A 23,936-nucleotide genomic window follows, 5' to 3' on the forward strand; every position below is an offset into this window, starting at 1 on the left:
CCATGGTTAAGGATTTTCTTCCAATTAGCAGAGAAGATATGAAAAAAAGGGGCTGGCAGCAGTGCGACTTCGTGTATATATGCGGAGATGCCTATGTTGACCATTCTTCTTTTGGAATGGCTATTATAACAAGAATATTAGAAAGCCGCGGTTATAAGGTTGGCATTATTGCACAACCTGACTGGAAAAAGAAAGAATCAATTGCAATCCTCGGAGAACCAAGATTAGGATTTCTTGTTTCTGCAGGTAATATGGATTCAATGGTTAATCATTATACAGTTAATAAAAAGCACAGAAAAAATGATGCATATTCGCCTGGTGGCAAAATGGGTATGCGTCCTGATTATGCAACTATTGTATATAGTAACCTTATAAGACAGACATATAAGAAAACACCTATTATTATCGGAGGAATTGAAGCATCACTAAGAAGAATGTCGCACTATGATTACTGGTCTGACAAGATGAAACATTCAATCCTTATTGATTCGGGTGCAGATATTATCTCTTACGGAATGGGTGAACATTCTATTGTTGAGATAGCAGAGGCGCTTGAAGCCGGAATTGATGTTAAAGACATCACATATATAAGAGGCACTGTATATAAAGCAAAAAGCCTTGATCATATATATGATGATTATATAGAGCTTCCAAGCTATGATGAGATTGCAACTGATAAGAAGAAATATGCTGAGAGCTTCTATACACAGTACATTAATACTGATGCTTTCAGTGCCAGGATTCTTGTTGAAAAGGTTAAGGAAAAAATGTATGTCGTACAGAATCCTCCGGCGATGCCACTTACACAGATGGAGATGGACGATGTATATTCACTGCCTTATATGAGAGATTATCACCCTGTATATAAGAAAATGGGTGGTATTCCTGCATTATCAGAGATTAAATTCTCTCTTACAAGCAACAGAGGCTGCTTCGGCGGATGTTCATTCTGTGCGCTTACCTTCCATCAGGGACGTATCATACAGACAAGAAGCCATGAAAATATAATAGAAGAAGCCGAATTGATGACACATGACCCCGATTTTAAGGGATATATTCACGATGTCGGTGGCCCTACAGCTAATTTCAGAAGGCCAGCTTGTGACAAGCAGCTAAGCAAGGGGGCATGTGTCAATAAACAGTGTCTTTTTCCTAAGCCATGTAAGAATCTTGTCGTGGAACACAAGGATTATATAAACCTTTTAAGAAAGCTTCGTAAGATTCCTTCTGTCAAGAAAGTATTTATAAGGTCAGGCATACGGTTTGATTATTGTATGGAAGATTCTGATGATACATTTTTAAGAGAATTGTGTGAGAATCATATAAGCGGGCAGCTCCGTGTTGCACCAGAGCATATATCAGATAAGGTTTTATCTAGAATGGGCAAACCTTCAAGAGCAGTATATGACAGCTTCATAAAACGCTATAAAAGAATTAACGATAAGACAGGAAAAGAACAGTTTGTTGTGCCATATCTTATGTCAAGCCATCCTGGTTCAACCATGAAAGAGGCTATTGAGCTTGCTGAATATGTTCGAGACTTAGGCTATATGCCAGAACAGGTACAGGATTTTTATCCCACACCGTCAACACTTTCAACATGTATGTATTATACAGGTTATGACCCAAGAACAATGGAAAAGGTATATACACCTGTATCCCATCATGAAAAAGAGATGCAGAGAGCACTTATCCAGTACAAGAAGCCTGAGAATTACGACCTTGTAAAAGAAGCACTTCTTGCCAATAACAGAAGCGACCTGATTGGATTTGGCCCAAAATGTCTTATTCCACCTAGAAAAATAAGGAGCAGAAGCAATGAAAAAAGTAGAAAAAGGTGAATTCGGTTATCTTGCCTATAAAAAAAGCCGCAATATGATTAAAACAATTATTGCATTTGCCATTGTACTCGTAATATTTATTATTGGTTTCATAATATGGAAATCAAAGAATAACTACCTTACAATGATTGCTGTTGTACTTGTTCTTCCTGCTGCCAAATTCGCAGTATCATACTTTGTCCTGATTCCACATAAAAATTGTGATGAAGAATTAAAGAATGCGATTGAAAAGTGCAAGGGCGAATTAAACAGCGTATACGACCTTGTTGTATCCAATAAACAGAATCCTGTCGGCATTATGGCAGCAGTTATCAGTGATAACCAGATACTTGCCTATACAAGTTCTGCCAAAGCTGACAAGAACCTTTTTGAGACAAGCGTTAAGGAATTTTTAAAGAAGGACAAGCTTACATGTGCTGTTCTTCTTTACAAAGATAAGGATACATATCTTGAAAAGGTCAGGAATGCAGCCTTGAATTTTGATGATAACAAAGAAAACAGTCTTGACAGAAAACAATATATAACAGATGGATTACTCAGAATGAGTATGTAATTAAGCAGGTATTATATGAAAGAAATTAACATTGATGAAAAGCTCGCAGGCCAGAAGATGATGCGCTGTCTTGAGCGTTATTTATCCAACGCCCCTAAGAGCTTTCTTTACAAAATGCTGAGAAAAAAGAATATTACACTCAATAATTCCAAAGCAACAGGTGATGAGAAGTTAAAATGTGGTGATACAATCAAGATTTTCTTTTCTGATGAAACATTTGAAAAATTCTCAGCTGATAATAACAGAGTTGTCAATGACGACTACTACAGCAGAATATACAGGCCACTTGATATTATCTATGAGAATTCTGATGTTATATTTATTAATAAACCTTCAGGCATGCTTTCACAGAAGGCAAAGCCTGAAGATGTGTCACTTGTTGAATATTTAATTGCACACCTTATACATGAGAAAGAAATTAATGCCGGTGACTTAGCTTCGTTCAAGCCGGGCATATGCAACAGATTAGACCGTAATACAAGCGGAATTGTAGCAGCCGGAAAGACTACTAAAGGCTTACAGCAGTTATCGGAAGCATTTAAGCAGAGAACCCTTGGAAAGTACTATCTGTGCATTGTAAAGGGAGGCGTTGATAAGCGTGCTTTAATAAAAGGATATCTGCATAAAGATAATAAAACTAATAAGGTGATTATAAGCAGGACTGAAACTAAAGATTCACTTCCAATTGAAACAGAGTATATTCCGGTATGTTCTAATGGCAATGTGACTCTGCTAAAGATTCATCTTCTTACAGGACGAAGCCATCAGATAAGAGCTCATCTTGCAAGTATCGGTCATCCTCTTATAGGTGATTATAAATACGGTCAGAAATCTGTTAACGACACATTTAACAGACAATACAAAGTAAAAAACCAGATGCTTCATTCATATGAATTAGATATTCCGGATATGGACATTCATATATACGCTGCAATACCTGATTCTTTTAAAAATGTTATGAAAGGAGAACAGTTATGCCAACCTGGAATTCAAGAGGACTTAGAGGCTCTACATTAGAAGACCTTATTAATATGTCTAATGATAAATACAGGGCTTCACATCTTGCACTTGTCCAGAAGATTCCAACACCTATAAAGCCAATTAATATAGACCAGAGCACTAGACATATTACACTGGCATATTTTGACCAAAAAAGTACGGTTGACTATATTGGTGTCGTTCAGGGAATTCCTGTATGCTTTGATGCAAAAGAATGTGCTACTGATACATTTCCTATACAGAACATTCATGTACATCAGGTAGAGTTCATGCGTGAATTCGAAAAGCAGGATGGAATATCCTTCATTATTATATATTTTTCTGCAAAAGATGAGTTCTATTATATTCCATTTTCTGATATAATTAACTTTTGGGAAAGAAGTGAGAATGGTGGACGTAAAAGCTTCACTTACTCTGAAATTAATCAGGATTTCCGTATATATGCCAATCATGGAATTCCTGTTCATTATCTTGAAGCTATACAGAAAGATATTGAATTGCGTTAGAAAGGCAGGTTTTTCATATGATTAGTGATAATCATAATATATATAGCAATTACATTGACGAATATGAACTTACCGATGGATATGCTGTTGTAGATAGTAATTTTTCTATTGTCACGGCTAATGAACCTATGTATATGTTTCTTGGCATGTCCAAGCATTACTCTATTATAGATTCTATTCATCAGGTTGATCTTGATGATTTCATAGATGTTGCCAACAGTTTAAAATCTGACATTATGAAATGCATGTGCATCCGCATGCGAAGAGTTGATAACACATACAGGTGGGTTCTGGTTGACATTGAAAAGAAGTATATTTCTGATAATAAACAGTCAGAATATCTTGAATTACATATATCAGATGTACTGGTCATGAAAAAACTCAACATACAATTAAAATTAAAGCTTGATGAACTCAATAACAAATCAGACGAACATAATGTCATGACATTTACACTGCAGGAACCTGACATCAAAAAGTACTGCATTGATAATATAAGTAATGATGCTGGCTGCAGATTAGCTTTGATATATTTTGAGGTAGATAATATCAACATCTTCAAACAGAACCATTCGAAAGATGATATACACCGTATATCACATGTAATAGAAGATGTTATTCTTAATACTGTTAATGGCAGGGGAGTTATTGGCTTCCTTGATGATTTCAGATATACAATTATATTAAAACACATCAATAACGAAGTACAGTTACGTGCTTTTCTCGAACATATCAGAACGATGATTGCGTGGAACTGCAAATTCATTGATTCAACATATAATATAAGTTTTTCTATAGGTATTGCAAGATATCCTGAGAATGGAAAGAATCTTGATATTATCAAAATAAAGCTTCAACGTGCTATAGATATAGCACGTGCTAAAGGCGGCAACAGATATATAATCTATAAAGAAGTACTTCATGGTGAAATCGAAGATTCTGATAAATAGTTTGTTGACAATAACTACATATTTATGTATAATTCATACAAATTTAGTGTGTTATCAAAGTATCACTTCAACGCATTAAAGTGTTCAATATAACGAAAGGATATACATTTATGAAGAAAGATTTACTACATACACCAGAAGGTGTACGCGATATATACAGTACAGAATGTGCAGAAAAGAAGGTCATCGAGAATCGTCTTCATGATGTCTGTGCATCATATGGATATAATGATATACAGACACCTTCTATTGAATTCTTTGATGTATTCAATAAAGAACGTGGAAGTGTACCATCTAATGAAATGTTCAAGCTTTTTGACAGATATGGCAACACTTTAGTATTAAGACCGGATATGACACCATCTATAGCAAGAGCTACAGCAAAATATTTTGAAGACAGAGTTCTTCCAGTCAAACTCTGTTATCTTGGCAATACATTTATCAATGTAAGCAAATATTATCAGGGAAGACTTAAAGAAAATACAATGCTTGGTGCAGAGCTTATCAATGATAACTCTCTGGCAGCAGATTATGAGATTATCTCTATGGTTATTGACTGCATGTTATCAGCAGGTCTTACTGAATTTCAGGTTGAACTTGGTAACGTTGCTTTCTTTAACGGACTTTTACATAAGGCTGGCATTACAGGAGATTCTGCAGAAGAATTATTAAGACTTATCAAGGATAAGAATTACTTTGGTGTTGAGGAGCTCTTAGAGAGTCTTAATATTGATGCTGCAGTTGCCAAAGCATTGCTTGAACTTCCTCAGTTATTTGGCGGTACAGAGGTGCTTGAAAAGGCTAAATCTTTAACAGATGAAGAAGAGTGCATACTGGCTGTTAACAGACTTGAGGAGTTATATGAGCTTCTTAAGAATAACAATTACGATAAATATATCTCATTTGATTTAGGAGATTTATCTGAACATGCATACTATACTGGTATTATTTTCCATGCATATACATTTGGAACAGGTGAGCCTGTTGTGAATGGCGGACGTTATGACAAGCTGCTCGGTCAGTTTGGCTGTGACAAGGCATCTATAGGTTTCTCTATTACAATTGACAGACTTATAGCTGCACTTAACAGACAGAATATCCATATTCCACATGACGCCAATGGAACGCTTCTTGTATACAATGCTGACAAGCTTAGTGATGCTATAAATGTATCTAAGAAATTAAGAAGCACTGGTGTTAATGTCTGCATGATTGAATATAAAGACAGCAAGTCTGATTCTCAATATATTGAATATGCTAAAGAATCATCATTAGTAAATGTAGCATTTATTGATGATGAATACGCTTCTGATTCAACAATAAGAGTTATTGATGAATCAGGAAAAAATGAAAGAGCAGCTGTAAAAAGCCTTGTAGGAGGTACATTTTAATGAGATATATTACTATTGCATTAGCAAAAGGCCGTCTTGCAAAGAAGGCAATGGAGATATTTGAACAGATTGGTATTCCTTGCGAAGAAATGAAGGACGAAAAGACAAGAAAGCTTATCTTCACTAATGAAGAATTAGGATTCCGTTTCTTTTTATCAAAGCCATCTGATGTTCCTACATATGTAGAATACGGTGCAGCTGATATCGGTATTGTAGGTAAGGATACTATCCTTGAAGAAGGAAGATGTCTTTATGAAGTATATGACCTTCAGATGGGTAAATGCAGAATGTGTGTATGTGGTCCTGAATCAGCAAGAGAAAAGTTACAACATCATGAGCTTATAAGAGTTGCTTCTAAGTATCCTAACATTGCAAAGGATTATTTTAATAATATAAAGCACCAGACTGTAGAGATTATCAAGCTTAACGGTTCTGTAGAATTAGCACCTATTGTAGGTCTTGCAGAGGTTATCGTTGATATCGTTGAGACAGGTGCAACTCTAAGAGAAAATGGTCTTGAAGTGCTCGAAGAGGTGTGTCCTCTTTCTGCACGAATGGTTGTAAACCAGGTAAGCATGAAGATGGAGCAGGAACGAATCAACAAGCTTATCAATGATGTTAAGAAATATATAGAAACACAGGGCATATAACAAGGAGGAAAATCCCTCTCCTCACCAAAGGGTTCGGATTTTGCTTCGCAAAACAAGGAGGAAAATCCCTCTCCTCACCAAAGGGTTCGGATTTTGCTTCGCAAAACAAGGAGGAATACAATGCGTATCGTTGAATTAACAGATGAAAGTAAGAATAATATTTTAGAGAATCTTTTAAAGAGAAGTCCTAACAGCTATGGAAAGTTCGAATCGGCAGTTGCTGAGATTCTTCTTAATATCAAGACAAATGGCGATGAGGCTTTATTTGAATATACTAAGAATTTTGATAAGGCTGATATCAATGCTGACAATATTGTCGTAACAGAGGCAGAGATTGAAGAAGCATATTCTTTAGTTGACCCTGAACTTATTGAGGTTATAAGAAAGGCTATCGTTAATATTCGTTCTTTCCATGAGAAGCAGAAACAGTACAGCTGGTTTGATTCTAAGCCTGACGGAACTATATTAGGCCAGAAGGTTACTGCACTTGCAAGAGTCGGTGTGTATGTACCAGGAGGAAAGGCTGCCTATCCTTCATCAGTTCTTATGAACGTTCTTCCAGCAAAGGTTGCGGGTGTTGAGCAGATTATAATGTGTACTCCACCTGATAAACAAGGAAAGGTATATCCTACAACACTTGTTGCAGCTAAAGAGGCTGGAGTTGATGTTATATATAAAGCTGGCGGAGCACAGGCTGTTGCAGCTATGGCATATGGTACAAAATCTATTCCTAAGGTTGATAAGATATGTGGACCTGGTAACATATATGTTGCCCTTGCTAAAAAGGCAGTATTTGGTTATGTAGCATTGATTCTGTTGCTGGTCCTAGTGAGATTCTTGTAATTGCCGATGAGACTGCTAATCCTCGTTATGTTGCAGCAGATCTTTTATCACAGGCTGAACATGATGAGATGGCATCTGCAATTCTTGTAACTACAAGTGAAGACCTTGCACATAAGGTATCTGCAGAGGTTGATAAGTTTGTAGCTGAATTATCAAGAAAGGAAATTATCCAGAAATCACTTGATAATTACGGATATATTCTTGTTGCTAAGGATATTGATGAGGCTGTAGATGTTGCTAACGAGATTGCATCAGAACATATGGAAATCGTTACAAAGAATCCTTTTGATGTTATGACTAAGGTTAAGAACGCAGGTGCTATCTTCCTTGGAGAATACAGTTCAGAGCCTCTTGGTGATTACTTTGCAGGTCCTAACCACGTTCTTCCTACTAACGGAACAGCTAAGTTCTTCTCACCTTTAAGTGTTGATGACTTCATTAAGAAATCAAGCATTATTTCATACTCTAGAAATGCTCTTGAAGCTATCCATACTGATATTGAGAAATTTGCTACAGCAGAGCATCTTACAGCTCATGCTAATTCAATTAAGGTAAGATTTGAAAATTAATTAGCGCACTGGCGCGGAAACGGGGATAATATGGCTGTATCTGAAATCAGACAGGCAACTGTAAAAAGAAAAACAAGTGAAACTGATATTGCTTTATTTTTAAGAATTGATGGTTCGGGAGAAGCAGAGGTCGATACAGGCATCGGTTTTTTCGACCATATGTTAAAAAGCTTTGCAAAGCATGGTCTTTTTGACCTTAAGTTAAAAGTAACTGGTGACCTAATAGTTGACTGCCACCATACTATCGAAGATGTCGGAATTGTACTTGGTGAAGCTATCAAAGAAGCTATAGGAGATAAGATGTCTATAAGAAGATATGGCGACATTATTCTTCCTATGGATGAAACACTTATCATGTGTGCCATAGACCTTTCAGGAAGACCGTATCTTGGTTTTGAGTCTACATTTACAGCAGACAGCGTCGGATACTTTGATACACAGATGGTTAAAGAATTCTTCTATGCAATATCTTACAGTGCAGGCATGAATCTTCATATAAGAAAGATTGCAGGTGAGAACGATCATCACATTATTGAAGGCATGTTCAAAGCATTTGCAAAGGCATTGGACGAGGCAACTGTTAAAGATACTAGAATCAAGACAATTCTCTCTACTAAGGGAAGTCTCTAAATATACTTAAGGAGAGTTACATATATGCGATTATATCCAGCAATTGATGTTAAAGACGGGCAGTGTGTCCGCTTAAAGAAGGGACTTTTTAATGAAGTTACTGTATATTCTGAAAGACCTTACGAGATAGCTAAAGGCTTTGAAGAGGCAGGAGCACAGTTTATACATACTGTTGACCTTGATGGTGCTTTGAAAGGACACGGTGTTAATGCAGAAACTATTAAAAAGATATGTTCAAGCGTTAATGTTCCTGTACAGATGGGCGGTGGAATCCGTACTCTTGAAAACATTCAGGAGGTTCTTGATCTCGGCGTATACAGAGTTATTATCGGTACTAAGGCTGTTGAGAATCCTGATTTTATTAAGGCTGCCATTGACAGATTCGGTGCTGAACATATTGTTGTAGGTGTTGATGCAAAGGATGGTCTTGTGGCCATCGAGGGCTGGGAGAAGGTCAGTGATAAGACTGCTCTTTCACTCGCACTTGCAATGAAGGATATCGGTGTACAGACAATTGTGTACACTGATATATCAAAGGACGGTATGCTTGCCGGTCCTAATGTTGAACAGACTAAGATTCTTTCTGATAAAACAGGCATTGATATTATTGCATCAGGCGGCATGAGCTGCATGGATGACCTTACACATATTAATGATGCCGGTATCCACGGTGCAATTATCGGTAAGGCAATATATGAAAAACGTATTGACCTTAAGGAAGCTGTTAATCTTTTTGAATCCGGAGCATCCTACAGCAAAGCATCAGCAATGCCTAAGGCTGATATTTCGTTTAAGGATTTAAAGCTTGACGCCAATGGTCTTATTCCTGTTGTTGTACAGGATTATGTCAATGGTGAAGTCCTTATGCTTGCTTACATGAATGAGGAAGCCTACAATAAGACTTTAGAGACAGGCATTATGACTTATTACAGTAGAAGCCGTCAGGAGCTCTGGATTAAAGGTCTTACATCAGGTCATTTCCAGTATGTAGGTTCTCTTGACATCGACTGTGACAATGATACTATTCTTGCAAAGGTTCGTCAGGTTGGTGCTGCATGCCACACTGGAAACAGAACATGCTTCTATAGAAATATTAAAACATGGAACAGATAATTTATGGAATATAAATATATAATCACAGATATTAACAATAAAATCTTCTGTTGCATATATACTTCTGATAATACCTGCCACTATCTTAAGCCTTTAGATAGTGGCAGTGTTGTTGGTAACATATATGTTGGAAGAGTTGAAAATGTAGTTAAGAATATTAATGCTGCATTTATTGAGATAGAGGATAAGCAGAAATGTTATTACTCTATACCAGACAACAAAGCACCAATATTTTTTAATGAGAAAAACAATCCTGCAATATGTCAGGGTGACAGAATTCTCGTAAAAGTTATAACTGAGCCGGTTAAAACCAAACCTGCAAAGGTATCTTCAAAGATAGAGCTTACCGGCAATTATTCTGTAGTTTCTAATGATGTAAAAGGTGTTCACATTTCAAAAAAGATAAAATCTAATGAAACAATCACAGAGATAAAAAAACGTGTTGCTGACATTCTCATTCAGAAACAGCAGGAAGCCATAGAAAAGACAGGCTATGATTATCTTTCAAATTTCGGAATAATATTAAGAAGCGGCTGTGCTGATGCTGATACTAATGACATTATTAAAGATGTAAATGCATTGTGTGACGAATACACTGATATGCTTCAAAAAGCTGTTTTTTCAAAGTTCTATACACTTGTACATAAAGACAGACCTGGATATATTGAGGAAATTGTTCATCTGTCTGGAAAAGACAGTGTTGAGATTATCACAGATATTCCGGCTATATATAATGAATTAGAAACATATCTGCCTCGTAGCAGTAATATAAGTATCCGTATGTATAAAGATGAATTATGGCCTTTATACAAGCTCTATTCTATAGAAAAAGAGATAGATACCGCTCTTTCCAAGAAGGTCTGGTTAAAATCAGGTGGATATCTTATTATCGAACAGACTGAAGCACTTTCTGTCATTGATGTTAATTCTGGTAAGAATGTAACTAAGGCAAAGAGCATGGAAGCAATCGAGGCTTCTGCATTAAAAACTAATCTTGAAGCCGCAGACAAGCTGTGCCAGCAGATTAAGGTAAGAAATCTCTCAGGAATTATTATCGTTGATTTTATTAATATGAATCAGAGAAATTGCGATATTCTGATGGAACATTTGAAATCTCTGGCAAAAAAGGATATAGTAAACACTACAATCGTTGACATCACCAAGCTTGGTCTTGTTGAGATTACACGAAAGAAAATTGGAAAAAGTCTGTCTGAAAGTCTTAATAAAGCCTGAAGATGCATGGAGGATTTATGGATAATACTGAAGTAAATATTTCACAGGAGATTCCTGCATACGAAAGAAGATATAGAAAGATATCAGAATGGTTTCTTAATTGTAAGCCAGCTTATGCAATTCTTAAATTCATATACAAATATATGGCTTATATAATAGCATTTGCATACATTCTTCTTATAATAATGAGTTTTCATGGGACTTTCTTTTCTGAGATAACTCCGATTATGTTAAGAAACAGCGGTATAGTTGTTGAAACTGATAAATTTTTACTTACATCCAAGCTTATTCTGACACCTTTTACATCATTTATTCTTGTATCAGTTATAAGAAAATGTATTGATGCTAAAAGACCCTATGAAAAATACAATATAAAGCCCTTGTTCGTTAAAGATACTAAAGGGGAATCAATGCCAAGCAGACATGTTTTTTCCATTACAATTATTGCGATGTGCTGGCTTTATGTTTCTGTTCCAGTGGGGATTATAATGCTTCTGCTTGTAGCAATTATGGCAGCAAGCAGAGTGCTTGCAGGAGTACATTTTGTAAGAGATGTTGTTGCCGGATTCGCAGTAGGAATTACATGTGGAATTGCCGGTTTATGGATTATCTGAAAATTTTTGAAATATTTCTAAAAACATTTGACAAATAGTAACTGAATGTATATTATATATTTTGTGTGCCGCTCAGTTAGGGTATAAGTGTATCTGATGTATGTCGGATTCCCCAAAACTGGCGAGTATTTAATTAAGGAGGATACCATATGTACGCAATTATAGCAACAGGTGGTAAGCAGTACACAGTTTCTGAAGGCGATACTATCAGAGTTGAGAAGCTTGCAGTTAATGCTGGTGACACTGTTACATTTGATCAGGTTCTTTTTGTAAACAACGGCGAGGCTAAGGTTGGTGAGCCAACAGTTGCCGGTGCTACAGTTACAGCTAGCGTTGTAGGCGAAGGCAGAGATAAGAAGGTTATCGTTTACAAGTACAAGAGAAAGACTGGATATCACAAGAAGAATGGTCATAGACAGGCTTACACAGAAGTTAAGATTGAAAAGATTAATGCTTAATTTTTGTATGGGTGTTTGTGAGGTGTGTTATTCATGACTCATATAACTTTTTTTAAGAACTCTGAAAAAGAGATCACAGGTTTTTATTCTGCAGGTCATGCAGGATATGCTGAATCCGGCAGTGATATTATATGTTCTGCTATTTCAGTTCTGACAATCAATACTATTAATTCGATAGAGGCTTTTACCGATGATAAGTTTGATGTGTCAGTTAATGAGGATGAAGGAATTGTTATCTTTAAGATAGCTATGCCTGTTAGTCCGGAAACTTCGATTTTACTTAAGTCATATGAATTAGGTGTTAGTTCTGTGGCTGAGGATAATCCGAAATACTTATCAATTAGTGTTAAGGAGGTGTAACCTTATGTTAAATATGAATCTTCAGTTATTCGCTCATAAAAAGGGTGTAGGTTCTACAAAGAATGGTAGAGATTCAGAGTCTAAGAGATTAGGCGCTAAGAGAGCTGACGGACAGTTTGTTTTAGCTGGTAATATTCTTTACAGACAGCGTGGAACAAAGATTCATCCAGGTGTTAATGTTGGTCGTGGTGGCGATGATACATTATTCGCACTTGTTGATGGAACTGTTAAGTTCGAAAGAAAGGGCAAGGATAGAAAGCAGGTTTCTGTTTATCCTGTTGTTTCAAACGACTAATTTGTTTTTTAGCTCCAAGTCTTCGGATTTGGAGCTTTTTTCTTGATTTATGAATGTTAATCCGAACAGTTAACATAATTTAAATATAGAATGGAGGAAAGGTTATGTTTGCAGACAGAGTCCGCATTTTTATTAAATCCGGCAAGGGTGGAGATGGTCATGTAAGCTTCCGTAGAGAGCTTTATGTTCCTGCTGGCGGTCCTGATGGCGGCAATGGCGGTCATGGCGGAGATATTATTTTTATGGTCGATAAAGGGCTTAATACACTCGGTGATTTCAGACATAACAGCAAATATATTGCTGAAAGCGGCGAAGAAGGCGGCAAGAGAAGATGCACAGGTAAAGATGGTGAAGACCTTATAATTAAAGTGCCTGAAGGAACTGTTATATATGATGATGAATCCGGTAAAGTTATTGCAGATATGTCTGGAGATAACCTTCAGGAAACTATTCTTAAAGGTGGCCGTGGTGGTAAAGGTAACATGAACTATGCTACATCTACCATGCAGGCTCCACAGTATGCACAGCCTGGACAGGATGCGCAGGAATTATGGGTTCGTCTTGAACTTAAGGTTATTGCTGATGTTGGTCTTGTAGGATTCCCTAATGTTGGTAAATCAACATTTTTATCAAGAGTAACTAATGCAAGACCTAAGATTGCCAATTATCATTTCACAACACTTAATCCTAATCTTGGTGTTGTTGATCTTGATGGTGGTAAAGGTTTCGTTATTGCTGATATTCCTGGTCTTATTGAGGGTGCATCCGAAGGTGTTGGTCTTGGTCACCAGTTCTTACGTCATATTGAGAGAACTAAAGTCATTATTCATATTGTTGATGCAGCTTCAACTGAAGGCCGTGATCCTATAGCTGATATTAAGGCTATTAACAAAGAGCTTGAGAATTATAATCCTAAGCTTCTTGAAAGACCTCAGGTTATTGCCGCTAATAAGATTGACGTTATATATGATGATGGCAGTGACCCTGTACAGGCTATAAGAGACGCATTTGAGCCGGAAGGCATTAAAGTATATCCTATATCAGCTGTTACAGGACAGGGCGTTAAAGAGCTGTTATACGCGGTCAGAACACTGCTTGATAACTTCAAGGACGAACCTGTATTATTTGAGAAAGAATTTGACTACGACGAGCTTATGGATAATCCTAACGACAGCTTTGAGGTTTCTATTAACGAAGATGGCGTATACGTTGTCAACGGACCAAAGATTGATAAAATGCTTGGTTATACTAACCTTGAATCTGAAAAGGGATTTGATTTCTTCCAGAAATTCATGAAGCGCTCGGGTGTTCTTGATGAACTTGAGAAGCTTGGAATTGAGGAAGGCGATACAGTTATCGTTGGTGATTACCTTGAGTTTGATTACTATAAAGCATAATTAATAGGAGAGAATATATGACAAGCAAACAGAGAGCTTATTTAAAGGGTCTTGCAATGACAATGGATCCAATATTCCAGTTTGGAAAGAATAGTCTTACTCCTGAGAACACTGCAGCTATTGCAGAAGCTCTTGAGGCAAGAGAACTTATCAAAATAAGTGTTCTTAATAACTGTGCCGATGACCCTAGAGAAATCGCACAGATGGTTGCAGAAAGAACACGCTCACAGGTTGTTCAGGTTATTGGAAAGAAAATCGTTCTTTACAAGGAATCTAAGGACAACAAAAAAATCATTTTACCATGATTAATTCAGACAAAATAATAGGTATTATGGGTGGGACATTTAATCCAATCCACAAAGGACACACAGGTATTGCCAGATGTGCCTACGAGCAGTCTGATATAGATGAAATATTATTCATGCCTTCAGGCACACCTGCTTATAAAGATAATTCTCCCATTGTAAGTGCAACTGACCGTTGTAATATGGTAAAGCTTGCAATTAAACCTTTTGATTACATGTCACTTTCTACGATTGAAACTGACCGTCCCGGTAATACCTACACAGCCGATACACTTGCACAGATATATGATTCATATAAGAAAATATATTTTATAATAGGTGCAGATTCTCTTCTTTATATTCAGGACTGGTATCATCCTGAGTATATATGCAGCCATTGTCATCTTTTATGTGCTAACAGGGACAATAATTCAGCCAGTGTACTTATAGATCAGAAACATTTTCTTGCTGATAAATATGGTGCGGTTATTGATTTTATTGATGTTCCGGAACTCCCTTACAGTTCAACTGATATACGAAAGAAGGTTTCAATGGGTCTGTCAGTAAAAGAAGATGTCGGCGAAGAAGTAGAAGAGTATATAAAGTCCAGAAAACTTTATGTTTAAGAGGTTCTATTATGGATAACAAATATATTGAACAATTAAGAACACAGGTAAAAGACGCACTCCGTACAGACAACATGCGATACCAGCATACACTTGGTGTTGCAAATGCAAGTGCCTGTCTTGCCATGTGTCATGGTGCAGATATGAACAAGGCGTATATTGCAGGTCTTCTTCATGATTGTGCCAAATGTGTTCCTGATGATGTAAAGATTGCTGAATGTGAACAATTTGGACTTCCAATATCAGATATTGAGCTTGAAAGTCCTTATCTGCTTCATTCAAAGCTTGGTGCATATTATGCAGCACACAAGTACAATGTTGAAGATGATGAAATATGTTCTGCCATCCAATGGCATACAACAGGAAAGCCTGCAATGACTTTATTAGAAAAGATTGTATTCATTGCAGATTATATTGAACCCTACAGAAATAAAGCTGCCAATCTTGATGACATAAGACATATGGCATTCACTGATATTGATATGGCGGCTTATGTAATATTAGACGACACCCTATCGTATATAAGAAAAACTGGTCGTAATATCGATACACAGACCGTTGATACCTACGAATACTACAAAGGGATTATTAAAGAAAGAGAGAATTAAGATATGACAGATTCTAAGGATATGTTAAAGGTTATCATAGATGCCTTACAGGATAAGAAGGCTGAAGATATCAGAGTTATTGATATCAGCAATGTATCTGTTATTGCAGATTATTTCGTTATTGCTAGTGGTAGCAATACTAACCAGATTCAGGCTATGGTAGATAATGTAGAAGAAGAAATGTTCAAGGCTGGATATGATGATCCTAAGGTTGAGGGTTATAATACAGCTTCATGGATTCTTCTTGATTACAAGGATGTTATTGTTCATGTATTCTCTGAGGATGACAGAGCGTTCTATAATATTGAACGTATATGGCGTGATGGTAAAGAGGTTGATATTAACAGCCTGTAATTACTGCTTAAGTGGCTTCCCGGGAGGGAACTCTGCCGGAGGTATATAGATAATCAGAACCCGCTTTCGCTCGGTCTCGGACGCAACGGTACTAGGTTCGCTGCCTGCAGCAGCTTACCAAGTGCCGGCGTCCTCAAACGGTTCTGATTATCTATATACCTCCGGCATCGTATTCTCAGGGATGCTGCGATGTATTACAGGTTGTTAATTGGTGATAATATAAAAATATATCCAGCTATAGATATATTTAAATCCGGACACCGTGAAAGCTTGTTTTGCTGCTTTGACATCTCACCAGGCTCTCATGGCTGGTTATCGGATTTCTTATATATCTATGGCTGGATTTTCATAGGGATTAAAATTAATCTATACCTAGTCTGATGAGACCTATTACTTTACCTAATATCTCGCAGTCGTCTACGATGATTGGGTCCATGAAATCGTTCTCTGGCTGGAGTCTTATGTGTCCGTTCTCCTTGTAAAAACGCTTGACTGTTGCTGAATCATCTACTAGTGCAACAATTACTTCTCCATTAGAAGCTGTATTCTGCTTTCTTACTATTATCTGATCGCCTTCGTAGATTCCCATATTAATCATGCTGTCACCCTTGACCTTTAACATGAATACTTCTCCACCTGGCATGTATTCTGATGGGATAGGAAAGTACTCTGTTATATTCTCAACGGCAAGAAGTGGCTGTCCTGCGGCAACCTGACCTAATAACGGGATATTAACAACCTCTCTCCTTGAAAGATTAAAGTTATCATCAATTATCTCTATTGTACGCGACTTAGTCGGGTCTCTTCTTATATATCCATTCTTCTCCAAAGACTCAAGATGTGCATGAACAGATGATGTAGACTTAAGATTAACTGCCTGACATATATCCCTTACTGATGGTGGATATCCTTTGTTAAGAATCTGTGATTTAATATATTCAAGAATCTCAGACTGTTTCTGAGTTATTCTGCCATATGCCATATTACGAACCTCCATTAATTTCTTTTAAATAATTTTACCACATTTATACATTATGTGCAAACATAATTTCTGAAAAAATGTTCGGAAAATTTGTTCGATTTTTATTGACAAACGCATGTTCTGATTATATAATCAACTCATAAGCAACAGAACACTTGTTTGATTGGAGGTTTTACGTATGAATAATTCAGAATACATATATAGAAGAGCAGCAGCTAAGAAAAGAAGCGACAGACGCAGAAGAAACAGACAGATGACTGTCAAGTCATTAAGAATGGTTATTATATGTTCAATTCTTATATTCGCCGTTTCTATTGGAGGCATTATTGTCAAGGCTTCTGATGACTCGAACAGAACACGAACATATAAGTATTACACAACAGTATCTGTAGAAGACAATGATACATTATGGTCACTTGCTGACAGATATAATAATGGTAATGAAGATACAACTTCATATATTAACAATATAATGCAGATGAATGATTTATCATCTGACACAATCCATTCAGGTAAGAATCTTGTAATATATTATTATTCAACTGATGTAAGATAATATCTAATTGCATATACATTTCCCGCATGCAGTGAAAAGCTAGTTAATATTGGACTTTTCACTGCATTTTTGTTAAAATTTATTGATAGCGAAATGGCTGTAAATATAACTAAATTTAAATAATTTATTCATAAGGAGATTGACTATGAAATTCAGCGATATAGAGACTATTTCTCATGGTGTATCAGATTACCTTGCAGATAATAAAATCGTCGATATGACCGAAATACAGCGTCAGACATATAAGCATATTATGGACAACCGTGACATTATAGCATGTTCATCAACAGGAACAGGTAAGACACTTGCTTATCTTATCCCGATTATTAACAGATTAAAGAGAGATACTCATAATATTCAGGCTGTTGTTCTTGTTCCAACAGCAGAACTTGCAATACAGGTCAATAATACACTTAAAGATATATTTGCACATATGGATAATACATTTACATCTGCTGCATTAATAGGAGATGTGAATATATCTAGACAGATTGATTCTATTAAATCTAATAAGCCTGCAATAATTATCGGAACACCTAACCGCATACATCAGCTCATAAGCAACAGGAAGATTAAAGTACATGAGGTTATGACTCTTGTTCTAGATGAGGCAGACAAGCTCTTTGATAAGACATTTATCCAGGATGTAGAAGCAATAAGAAAGTCTTTAATGAAGTTCACACAGGTTCTTTTATTCTCTGCAAGCGTAGATAAGAAGACAAGAACTAATACTTTGTGTTTCAAACCAATATTCATTGATATTAACAGTAATTCTGGTAATACAAGCCAGATTCCTTCTACAATCAAGCATATAAGCGTCATTTCTGACAGAAGGGAACGAATTGAAACTTTAAGAAAGATTATTAAAGCTGTTAAACCAGAGAAGGCAATTATATTCGTTAATTCCAAGTATGATTTGGAAGAATCCCTTCAGAAGCTAGAATATCATCATTACAATGTAGCTTCAATTGCCGGTAATAAAGATAATTCAACCAAGAAAGCTGCAATAGAGAATTTCAGAAGTGGAAAGATTCAGCTTCTTATTGCAACAGATATAGCAGCCAGAGGACTTCAGATTGATAATATTGATACAGTAATCAATGTAAACCTTCCTGAGGACAATAAGGAATATATTCACAGATGCGGACGATGTGGACGTAATGGCAACACAGGAACATGTATATCAATTATAACTGATAATGAGCTTAACAAGATTAAGTCATATCAGAAAGCATTTCATATCAATATAGTTAATAAGAGACTTTATCAAGGAAAATTAGTTGCAAAATAACAGATAGAAGAATATAATTATCCATACAGTAATCACTTCGCTAAAGTCAGGTTTAACGAAGTGATTAGTAATTTTTTATATATGGAGGTATTCTTAATGGCTGAAAAAACATACACAGAACAACAAAACATCAAGTACAAGAAAAAGCTTAATGAATTACTTGATATATTACCGGATTTCTGTACGCAGTATTTTGACAGTCTGGAATTTAATAAGCAGCCAAGAACTAAGATTGCCTATGCAATGGACATTAAAGGCTTCTTTGAATTTCTCATTGAATGCATACCTAAGTTCAGTTCATATGCTATGAAAGACTTTAAGCCACAGGATTTAGAAAAAATAGATGGTACAGATATAACCAGATACTTACGACATGTAAAGCTCTATAAAAAGAATGGTCGTGATATAACTAATTCAGAAAGTGCTGCCAAACGTAAATTATGTGCATTAAGACGTTTTTATGAATATTACTGCCGTTATGAAATAATCAGTTTCAATCCGACTATAAAGGTTGATATGCCTAAAATTCATGAAAAAGCTATTATAAGGATGGAACCTAATGAAGTAGCTGAATTTCTTGATAATGTAGAATCTGGCAATAAACTCACCAAAACACAGCTCCAAAGCCATGAAAAGCTTAAAACACGTGATCTGGCTCTTCTTACACTTATGCTTGGAACAGGTATACGAGTGTCTGAATGTGTTGGATTAGATATTAATGATGTCGATTTTGATAATGACAGAATCAGAGTTATAAGAAAAGGTGGCTCTGAAAGCTTTGTATACTTTGGTGATGAAGTCCGTGAAGCACTACTTAATTATTTTGAAGAAAGAAAGAATTTAACGCCTGATGAAGGACATGAAAATGCTCTATTCATATCAGCCAAAAAGAAGCGCCTATGTGTACGATCCGTTGAACTTCTAGTTAAAAAATATGCCCAGACAGTTACAACTGTAAAGCATATTACACCTCATAAGCTTCGAAGCACTTATGGTACTAGTCTGTATCAGGAAAGCCAGGATATATATCTTGTTGCCGATGTTTTAGGACATAAGGACGTTAATACTACACGGAAGCATTATGCAGAGATTGTAGAAGAAAACAAGCGTTCTGCAAGAAACATTGTCAAATTAAGAAAAGATTGACAATAAATAAAAGGTGATACTCTTCCACTATTATGTGGCAGAATATCACCTTTTATAATTTTAATTATTCTACTGATAAATTTCTCTCCATTCCATATCTCCTCGCTCAAGCGACTTAACAAGCAGCTCTGCTGTTGCAAGATTAGTTGCCAATGGAATATTATACATATCACAAAGCTTGCATATATTATCTGAATCCGGCTCATGCGCTAGCGGATTCTCTGCCTCTCTAAGGAAAATAACAAGATCAATCTGATTATGTTCTATCTGGGCACATAACTGCTGATCACCGCCAAGATGTCCAGCAAGAAACTTATGTACTGACAGATTAGTAACTTCCTCTATAAGTCTTCCAGTTGTACCTGTCGCAAAAAGCTGATTCTTATTAAGAATCCCCTTATATGCGATACAAAAATTCTGCATTAACTTTTTCTTAGAATCATGTGCTATTAAACCGATGTTCATTAAAGTTTCCCCCTAATGTAAGTATAATAAAATGTATAACAAAAAGTTATCCTCTAAAATCATCTGCAAACATGTCATCATCTCTTTCAACATTACGCTGAAGACTGACATTGAGTACAATTCCCATAGCTGTGAATAATGTAAGAAGCGATGTAAGACCACAGCTAAAAATGGTAATGGAACCCCCGTATTAGGTAATATCCACGATACAACTCCTATATTAATAAAAGTCTGGAACCCTATATATATAGCAACCCCGCAGCATATCAGCCTTCCTTCAAAGTTCTTCGCTCTCACGGCTACTATTATACACTCTAAGACAATCAGAAACAATAAAAAAATTGTAATACAGCCACCTGTAAAGCCTAATTCTTCACCAATAACAGCAAATATAAAATCATTCTGAGCCTCAGCAATATATCCAGCATTCTTAAGTGAAGATGTATCATTATTATTAAGACCTTTTCCTGTAAGCTGACCTGAACCAATTGCCTGAACAGCGTATGCCTGCTGATATGTTCCTGCATCAGTCATATCTACTTCTTCTGACTTATTACCTTCAATAAAGTCAACTATACGCTTTCTCTGATAATCCTCTATAAGTATTGGATGTTCAACTGATACAACATATACCAAAAATGCTGATATAACCGGAACTGCAATTAATATCGCAATTCCAAATATCTTATAGCTTACCCCGGCACAATAAAGCATTGCAATAACGATAATACATAAAAGTATTGTCGTTGAAAGGTTAGGCTGCATAGCAACTAACAATATTGGAAATAATGTTAAACATGCTATTAACGCAAGAAACTTAATTGAATTAAGTCTCTCTTTATTAGCGGCAACAAGCTTTGCAACTAGTAATATAAGTGCCAGTTTTAAGAATTCTGAAGGCTGCAGCTGTATTGGTCCTATCTTAAACCATCTCGTTGCACCATGAGAACCATGACCGAATACAGTAAGAACACCTATAAGCATGACAGTAACAACACCATACCATATCCAGAAATACTTAAGAATCCAGTTGTAATCTATAAATGATACAATAATCATTATTACAAATGATACAACCATACCAGCACCCTGTTTCATTGTATACGCACTATTGGCACTATTGACTACAGCCAGAGCAAACACTGACGTTATAATCAGAATAAACACCAAAATAAAATTGTATGAACGCAGCTTATACTTTTTTAACATAATAAAATCCTTATTACTTTTCGCTATTTCTCATATCCTTAATTGGAATATTAGCAAAAATCGCTGGTACAGAACCATTATTGGTATCAGACTCTGTAGATGTAATCTGAATATCAAGTCCGTCTGTATCAATCTCCATATATTTAGAAATGACTTTAATAATATCATTCTTAATCATTTCCATAACCTCTGGTGAACAATTAGCTCTGTCAGATACAAGTAATAACTTTAATCTGTCTTTTGCTACATCACTTGAACCTTTTTTCTTAAATAAATCAAGTAATCCCATATTTAATCCCTCCCTGAATAAGCGTTATAATGCCTATCTCATACATATATTAATTCTTCTTGTCACTCTTAAAAAATGCTGAAAGTTTCTTAAAGAAACCACCTTTGCCATTAAGATCAAGAAAAGGAATCTCTTCACCAGTAATTCTGCGGCAGATATTCATATAAGCCTGTCCTGCAAGAGAGTCATCTCCAACAAGTGGCTGTCCCTTGTTAGTAGCCACAACAATATTCTCATCATCTGGAACAGCACCAATAACATTAAGCTGTAAGATATCATTAACATCATCAATTGACATCATCTCGCCTCTGTTTACCATATCCATTCTGATTCTGTTCACAATTAAATCCTCATGATTCTGAAGACCATGTGCATCTAATAAACCTACAATTCTGTCAGCATCTCTGATAGCTGAAACTTCTGGTGTTGTAACAACTAATGCTCTGTCAGCACCAGCGATAGCATTCTGGAATCCCTGTTCAATACCAGCCGGACAGTCAAGAATTATGTAATCAAATCCTTCTGGATCATTCTTGATTTCATCAATAACCTTAACCATCTGCTCTGGTGTCACTGCCGACTTATCTCTTGTCTGTGCAGTTGGTAAAAGAAACAGCTTAGGACATCTCTTATCTGCAATCATTGCCTGCTTTAATCTGCAATTACCTTCAACAACATCAACAAGATTATATACAATACGGTTTTCGAGTCCTAATACAACATCAAGATTTCTAAGGCCTGTATCTGTATCAATCATAACGACCTTCTTTCCAAGTTTGGCAAGACCTGTACCAATATTAGCTGTTGTTGTAGTCTTACCTACACCACCCTTTCCTGATGTTACAACTATAACTTCACTCATATTAAACCTCCATTAATAATTCATAATAAATCGCAATATATTAATTATGCGAGATTTTTTCTGTTAAATCAACTATTTTTTTTAAAACAGTATAAAAACATATTAAATTAATCTAAGCATATATCATCCAGTGCATTCTGCTCTAAATCTTCGATATATATATTCTGGTCATAGACATAAGCAATCTTAGGTTCTACAACCTTAACTTTACCTCTGCCCTTTGTAGCTTTAGTTCCTGAATCTGAGCTTCTTGCAATAATATCTCCAATTTTAATCTGCATAGGACTCATTTCAAGTGCAACAACAAATGCATTCTCGTTGCCATCGACACCTGCAAATATATTACCTTTAAGACTTCCAAGTACTATAACACTTCCCTTGGCAACAACTTTTCCTCCCGGATTAACATCGCCTAATACAACAACACTTCCGTCAGCTTCAAATACCTGACCTGAACGAAGTGTCCCTTTGTAGAACATACATGATGTTCTTGAATCTGACACTGTCTGGCTTACCGGCTGTAAAGCTGGTTCCGGCACCTGGACCTCCGTACTGGCGATAGCTTTCTTAACAGCTTCTTCATATACAGTTTTCATGTCATTATTCTCATCAAGAACGCATACAATATTAAGGTCAGATACATCCGATATAATATTAAGTATTTTCTTTTCTTCTTCTGCAGATAAATCTCTTCCATCAAAAGAAATCGCCATATTAGCATTATTAAAAAACTTTGACGCACTCTTGAACTTTTCAGAAACACTTTCTAATAAATCCTCAAAAGCCATTTCACTATCAAGAAATACTGTAATTCCACTATTACTTCCTTTGATTATTACCGAATTATCCAAAACATTCACCT

General features: G+C 36.1%; 28 protein-coding genes and 1 pseudogene. 23 read left to right on the plus strand and 6 right to left on the minus strand.

Annotated elements, in window-relative coordinates:
• The first annotated feature begins 2 nt into the window (after window positions 1-2).
• The 20 genes and pseudogenes from DW963_RS03715 to rsfS all read left to right on the plus strand — a co-directional run bounded on the left by DW963_RS03715 (window position 3) and on the right by rsfS (window position 16,274).
• Window positions 3-1,841, plus strand: coding sequence for a YgiQ family radical SAM protein (locus tag DW963_RS03715; RefSeq protein WP_117913897.1), 1,839 nt, complete (start codon window positions 3-5; stop codon window positions 1,839-1,841).
• Window positions 1,819-2,394, plus strand: coding sequence for a hypothetical protein (locus DW963_RS03720; protein ID WP_117913898.1), 576 nt, complete (start codon window positions 1,819-1,821; stop codon window positions 2,392-2,394). The genes DW963_RS03715 and DW963_RS03720 overlap by 23 nt, the downstream gene beginning before the upstream one ends.
• A 15-nt stretch (window positions 2,395-2,409) precedes the next feature.
• On the plus strand, window positions 2,410-3,411 hold the full coding sequence (locus DW963_RS03725) for an RluA family pseudouridine synthase (RefSeq protein ID WP_117913899.1): 1,002 nt from the start codon (window positions 2,410-2,412) through the stop codon (window positions 3,409-3,411).
• Window positions 3,369-3,899, plus strand: a complete 531-nt coding sequence (locus tag DW963_RS03730) for a Holliday junction resolvase RecU (RefSeq protein WP_117913900.1) — start codon at window positions 3,369-3,371, stop codon at window positions 3,897-3,899. Before DW963_RS03725 ends, DW963_RS03730 begins: the two co-directional genes overlap by 43 nt.
• 17 nt (window positions 3,900-3,916) lie before the next feature.
• Window positions 3,917-4,849: a sensor domain-containing diguanylate cyclase gene (locus DW963_RS03735; RefSeq protein WP_117913901.1), complete on the plus strand. Its 933-nt coding sequence runs from the start codon at window positions 3,917-3,919 to the stop codon at window positions 4,847-4,849.
• 110 nt (window positions 4,850-4,959) lie between these two features.
• Window positions 4,960-6,240 carry an ATP phosphoribosyltransferase regulatory subunit gene (gene hisZ / locus DW963_RS03740; protein WP_117913902.1) on the plus strand — a complete coding sequence of 427 codons (1,281 nt, stop codon included), beginning with the start codon at window positions 4,960-4,962 and terminating at the stop codon, window positions 6,238-6,240.
• On the plus strand, window positions 6,240-6,890 hold the full coding sequence (gene hisG, locus DW963_RS03745) for an ATP phosphoribosyltransferase (RefSeq protein ID WP_117913903.1): 651 nt from the start codon (window positions 6,240-6,242) through the stop codon (window positions 6,888-6,890). Before hisZ ends, hisG begins: the two co-directional genes overlap by 1 nt.
• Window positions 6,891-7,010: 120 nt before the next feature.
• Window positions 7,011-8,302: pseudogene (gene hisD / locus DW963_RS03750) on the plus strand (histidinol dehydrogenase).
• Window positions 8,303-8,332: 30 nt separating this feature from the next.
• On the plus strand, window positions 8,333-8,932 hold the full coding sequence (gene hisB / locus DW963_RS03755) for an imidazoleglycerol-phosphate dehydratase HisB (protein WP_012739257.1): 600 nt from the start codon (window positions 8,333-8,335) through the stop codon (window positions 8,930-8,932).
• Between the two features lie 24 nt (window positions 8,933-8,956).
• Entirely contained in the window at window positions 8,957-10,045 is a 1,089-nt protein-coding gene (hisA, locus tag DW963_RS03760; RefSeq protein ID WP_117913904.1) for a 1-(5-phosphoribosyl)-5-[(5-phosphoribosylamino)methylideneamino]imidazole-4-carboxamide isomerase, read from the plus strand.
• Window positions 10,046-10,048: 3 nt separating this feature from the next.
• A complete protein-coding gene (locus DW963_RS03765; RefSeq protein ID WP_117913905.1) occupies window positions 10,049-11,278 on the plus strand; it encodes a ribonuclease E/G in 1,230 nt (409 codons plus the stop codon).
• Window positions 11,279-11,295: 17 nt separating this feature from the next.
• Window positions 11,296-11,892: a phosphatase PAP2 family protein gene (locus DW963_RS13375; RefSeq protein WP_199669354.1), complete on the plus strand. Its 597-nt coding sequence runs from the start codon at window positions 11,296-11,298 to the stop codon at window positions 11,890-11,892.
• Window positions 11,893-12,041: 149 nt separating this feature from the next.
• The gene (rplU, locus tag DW963_RS03775; protein WP_012739253.1) at window positions 12,042-12,350 is read left to right on the plus strand and encodes a 50S ribosomal protein L21; all 309 of its coding nucleotides are present in this window, start codon (window positions 12,042-12,044) and stop codon (window positions 12,348-12,350) included.
• A gap of 33 nt (window positions 12,351-12,383) precedes the next feature.
• On the plus strand, window positions 12,384-12,710 hold the full coding sequence (locus DW963_RS03780) for a ribosomal-processing cysteine protease Prp (RefSeq protein ID WP_117913906.1): 327 nt from the start codon (window positions 12,384-12,386) through the stop codon (window positions 12,708-12,710).
• A gap of 4 nt (window positions 12,711-12,714) precedes the next feature.
• Window positions 12,715-13,005 carry a 50S ribosomal protein L27 gene (rpmA, locus tag DW963_RS03785; RefSeq protein ID WP_022098585.1) on the plus strand — a complete coding sequence of 97 codons (291 nt, stop codon included), beginning with the start codon at window positions 12,715-12,717 and terminating at the stop codon, window positions 13,003-13,005.
• 104 nt (window positions 13,006-13,109) lie between these two features.
• The gene (obgE, locus tag DW963_RS03790) at window positions 13,110-14,402 is read left to right on the plus strand and encodes a GTPase ObgE (protein ID WP_117913907.1); all 1,293 of its coding nucleotides are present in this window, start codon (window positions 13,110-13,112) and stop codon (window positions 14,400-14,402) included.
• Window positions 14,403-14,419: 17 nt separating this feature from the next.
• A complete protein-coding gene (yhbY, locus tag DW963_RS03795) occupies window positions 14,420-14,707 on the plus strand; it encodes a ribosome assembly RNA-binding protein YhbY (RefSeq protein WP_022098583.1) in 288 nt (95 codons plus the stop codon).
• Window positions 14,704-15,312, plus strand: a complete 609-nt coding sequence (gene nadD, locus DW963_RS03800) for a nicotinate-nucleotide adenylyltransferase (RefSeq protein ID WP_117913908.1) — start codon at window positions 14,704-14,706, stop codon at window positions 15,310-15,312. Before yhbY ends, nadD begins: the two co-directional genes overlap by 4 nt.
• Window positions 15,313-15,323: 11 nt before the next feature.
• Window positions 15,324-15,920 (plus strand): bis(5'-nucleosyl)-tetraphosphatase (symmetrical) YqeK, encoded by a 597-nt coding sequence (gene yqeK, locus DW963_RS03805; RefSeq protein ID WP_117913909.1) that lies wholly within the window; start codon window positions 15,324-15,326, stop codon window positions 15,918-15,920.
• 3 nt (window positions 15,921-15,923) lie between these two features.
• Window positions 15,924-16,274 carry a ribosome silencing factor gene (rsfS, locus tag DW963_RS03810; RefSeq protein ID WP_117913910.1) on the plus strand — a complete coding sequence of 117 codons (351 nt, stop codon included), beginning with the start codon at window positions 15,924-15,926 and terminating at the stop codon, window positions 16,272-16,274.
• A 361-nt stretch (window positions 16,275-16,635) separates the two neighbouring features.
• Here the strand turns inward: rsfS and lexA are convergent, their stop codons facing one another.
• Window positions 16,636-17,256, minus strand: a complete 621-nt coding sequence (gene lexA, locus DW963_RS03815) for a transcriptional repressor LexA (protein ID WP_041688084.1) — start codon at window positions 17,254-17,256, stop codon at window positions 16,636-16,638.
• Between the two features lie 178 nt (window positions 17,257-17,434).
• Between lexA and yneA the strand changes: the two genes are divergently transcribed.
• The 3 genes from yneA (at window position 17,435) to DW963_RS03830 (ending at window position 20,249) form a co-directional block, all read left to right on the plus strand.
• Window positions 17,435-17,812, plus strand: a complete 378-nt coding sequence (yneA, locus tag DW963_RS03820) for a cell division suppressor protein YneA (RefSeq protein ID WP_117913911.1) — start codon at window positions 17,435-17,437, stop codon at window positions 17,810-17,812.
• A 145-nt stretch (window positions 17,813-17,957) separates the two neighbouring features.
• The gene (locus tag DW963_RS03825; RefSeq protein ID WP_117913912.1) at window positions 17,958-19,103 is read left to right on the plus strand and encodes a DEAD/DEAH box helicase; all 1,146 of its coding nucleotides are present in this window, start codon (window positions 17,958-17,960) and stop codon (window positions 19,101-19,103) included.
• Between the two features lie 96 nt (window positions 19,104-19,199).
• A complete protein-coding gene (locus DW963_RS03830) occupies window positions 19,200-20,249 on the plus strand; it encodes a tyrosine-type recombinase/integrase (protein WP_117913913.1) in 1,050 nt (349 codons plus the stop codon).
• A gap of 69 nt (window positions 20,250-20,318) precedes the next feature.
• On the opposite strand, the gene DW963_RS03835 is transcribed toward DW963_RS03830, so the two are convergent.
• The 5 genes from DW963_RS03835 to minC all read right to left on the minus strand — a co-directional run bounded on the left by DW963_RS03835 (window position 20,319) and on the right by minC (window position 23,934).
• The gene (locus tag DW963_RS03835; protein WP_012739240.1) at window positions 20,319-20,714 is read right to left on the minus strand and encodes a methylglyoxal synthase; all 396 of its coding nucleotides are present in this window, start codon (window positions 20,712-20,714) and stop codon (window positions 20,319-20,321) included.
• Between the two features lie 12 nt (window positions 20,715-20,726).
• Window positions 20,727-21,923, minus strand: coding sequence for an FtsW/RodA/SpoVE family cell cycle protein (locus DW963_RS03840; RefSeq protein ID WP_286169005.1), 1,197 nt, complete (start codon window positions 21,921-21,923; stop codon window positions 20,727-20,729).
• 13 nt (window positions 21,924-21,936) lie between these two features.
• Complete coding sequence (gene minE, locus DW963_RS03845; protein ID WP_012739238.1) at window positions 21,937-22,212, minus strand: cell division topological specificity factor MinE; 276 nt, start codon at window positions 22,210-22,212, stop codon at window positions 21,937-21,939.
• 49 nt (window positions 22,213-22,261) lie between these two features.
• Window positions 22,262-23,074: a septum site-determining protein MinD gene (gene minD, locus DW963_RS03850; RefSeq protein WP_117913914.1), complete on the minus strand. Its 813-nt coding sequence runs from the start codon at window positions 23,072-23,074 to the stop codon at window positions 22,262-22,264.
• Between the two features lie 107 nt (window positions 23,075-23,181).
• Window positions 23,182-23,934 carry a septum site-determining protein MinC gene (gene minC, locus DW963_RS03855; RefSeq protein WP_117913915.1) on the minus strand — a complete coding sequence of 251 codons (753 nt, stop codon included), beginning with the start codon at window positions 23,932-23,934 and terminating at the stop codon, window positions 23,182-23,184.
• Window positions 23,935-23,936 lie beyond the last annotated feature (2 nt).

Origin of the sequence: Eubacterium sp. AM46-8, from assembly GCF_003466705.1 — a bacterium.
Classification (GTDB): Bacteria; Bacillota; Clostridia; order Lachnospirales; family Lachnospiraceae; genus Lachnospira.

Bases quoted from the DNA above. Each gene is read 5' to 3' on its own strand.
- yqeK (WP_117913909.1), top strand. From the start codon at position 15,324: ATGGATAACAAATATATTGAACAATTAAGAACACAGGTAAAAGACGCA.
- minE (WP_012739238.1), bottom strand. From the start codon at position 22,212: ATGGGATTACTTGATTTATTTAAGAAAAAAGGTTCAAGTGATGTAGCA.
- DW963_RS03730 (WP_117913900.1), top strand. From the start codon at position 3,369: ATGCCAACCTGGAATTCAAGAGGACTTAGAGGCTCTACATTAGAAGAC.
- DW963_RS03830 (WP_117913913.1), top strand. From the start codon at position 19,200: ATGGCTGAAAAAACATACACAGAACAACAAAACATCAAGTACAAGAAA.
- hisG (WP_117913903.1), top strand. From the start codon at position 6,240: ATGAGATATATTACTATTGCATTAGCAAAAGGCCGTCTTGCAAAGAAG.
- hisA (WP_117913904.1), top strand. From the start codon at position 8,957: ATGCGATTATATCCAGCAATTGATGTTAAAGACGGGCAGTGTGTCCGC.
- obgE (WP_117913907.1), top strand. From the start codon at position 13,110: ATGTTTGCAGACAGAGTCCGCATTTTTATTAAATCCGGCAAGGGTGGA.
- yneA (WP_117913911.1), top strand. From the start codon at position 17,435: ATGAATAATTCAGAATACATATATAGAAGAGCAGCAGCTAAGAAAAGA.
- hisB (WP_012739257.1), top strand. From the start codon at position 8,333: ATGGCTGTATCTGAAATCAGACAGGCAACTGTAAAAAGAAAAACAAGT.
- DW963_RS03825 (WP_117913912.1), top strand. From the start codon at position 17,958: ATGAAATTCAGCGATATAGAGACTATTTCTCATGGTGTATCAGATTAC.
- minD (WP_117913914.1), bottom strand. From the start codon at position 23,074: ATGAGTGAAGTTATAGTTGTAACATCAGGAAAGGGTGGTGTAGGTAAG.
- rpmA (WP_022098585.1), top strand. From the start codon at position 12,715: ATGTTAAATATGAATCTTCAGTTATTCGCTCATAAAAAGGGTGTAGGT.
- DW963_RS03725 (WP_117913899.1), top strand. From the start codon at position 2,410: ATGAAAGAAATTAACATTGATGAAAAGCTCGCAGGCCAGAAGATGATG.
- DW963_RS03715 (WP_117913897.1), top strand. From the start codon at position 3: ATGGTTAAGGATTTTCTTCCAATTAGCAGAGAAGATATGAAAAAAAGG.
- DW963_RS03765 (WP_117913905.1), top strand. From the start codon at position 10,049: ATGGAATATAAATATATAATCACAGATATTAACAATAAAATCTTCTGT.
- hisZ (WP_117913902.1), top strand. From the start codon at position 4,960: ATGAAGAAAGATTTACTACATACACCAGAAGGTGTACGCGATATATAC.
- DW963_RS03840 (WP_286169005.1), bottom strand. From the start codon at position 21,923: ATGTTAAAAAAGTATAAGCTGCGTTCATACAATTTTATTTTGGTGTTT.
- DW963_RS13375 (WP_199669354.1), top strand. From the start codon at position 11,296: ATGGATAATACTGAAGTAAATATTTCACAGGAGATTCCTGCATACGAA.
- nadD (WP_117913908.1), top strand. From the start codon at position 14,704: ATGATTAATTCAGACAAAATAATAGGTATTATGGGTGGGACATTTAAT.
- lexA (WP_041688084.1), bottom strand. From the start codon at position 17,256: ATGGCATATGGCAGAATAACTCAGAAACAGTCTGAGATTCTTGAATAT.
- DW963_RS03720 (WP_117913898.1), top strand. From the start codon at position 1,819: ATGAAAAAAGTAGAAAAAGGTGAATTCGGTTATCTTGCCTATAAAAAA.
- rplU (WP_012739253.1), top strand. From the start codon at position 12,042: ATGTACGCAATTATAGCAACAGGTGGTAAGCAGTACACAGTTTCTGAA.
- yhbY (WP_022098583.1), top strand. From the start codon at position 14,420: ATGACAAGCAAACAGAGAGCTTATTTAAAGGGTCTTGCAATGACAATG.
- DW963_RS03780 (WP_117913906.1), top strand. From the start codon at position 12,384: ATGACTCATATAACTTTTTTTAAGAACTCTGAAAAAGAGATCACAGGT.
- DW963_RS03835 (WP_012739240.1), bottom strand. From the start codon at position 20,714: ATGAACATCGGTTTAATAGCACATGATTCTAAGAAAAAGTTAATGCAG.
- rsfS (WP_117913910.1), top strand. From the start codon at position 15,924: ATGACAGATTCTAAGGATATGTTAAAGGTTATCATAGATGCCTTACAG.
- DW963_RS03735 (WP_117913901.1), top strand. From the start codon at position 3,917: ATGATTAGTGATAATCATAATATATATAGCAATTACATTGACGAATAT.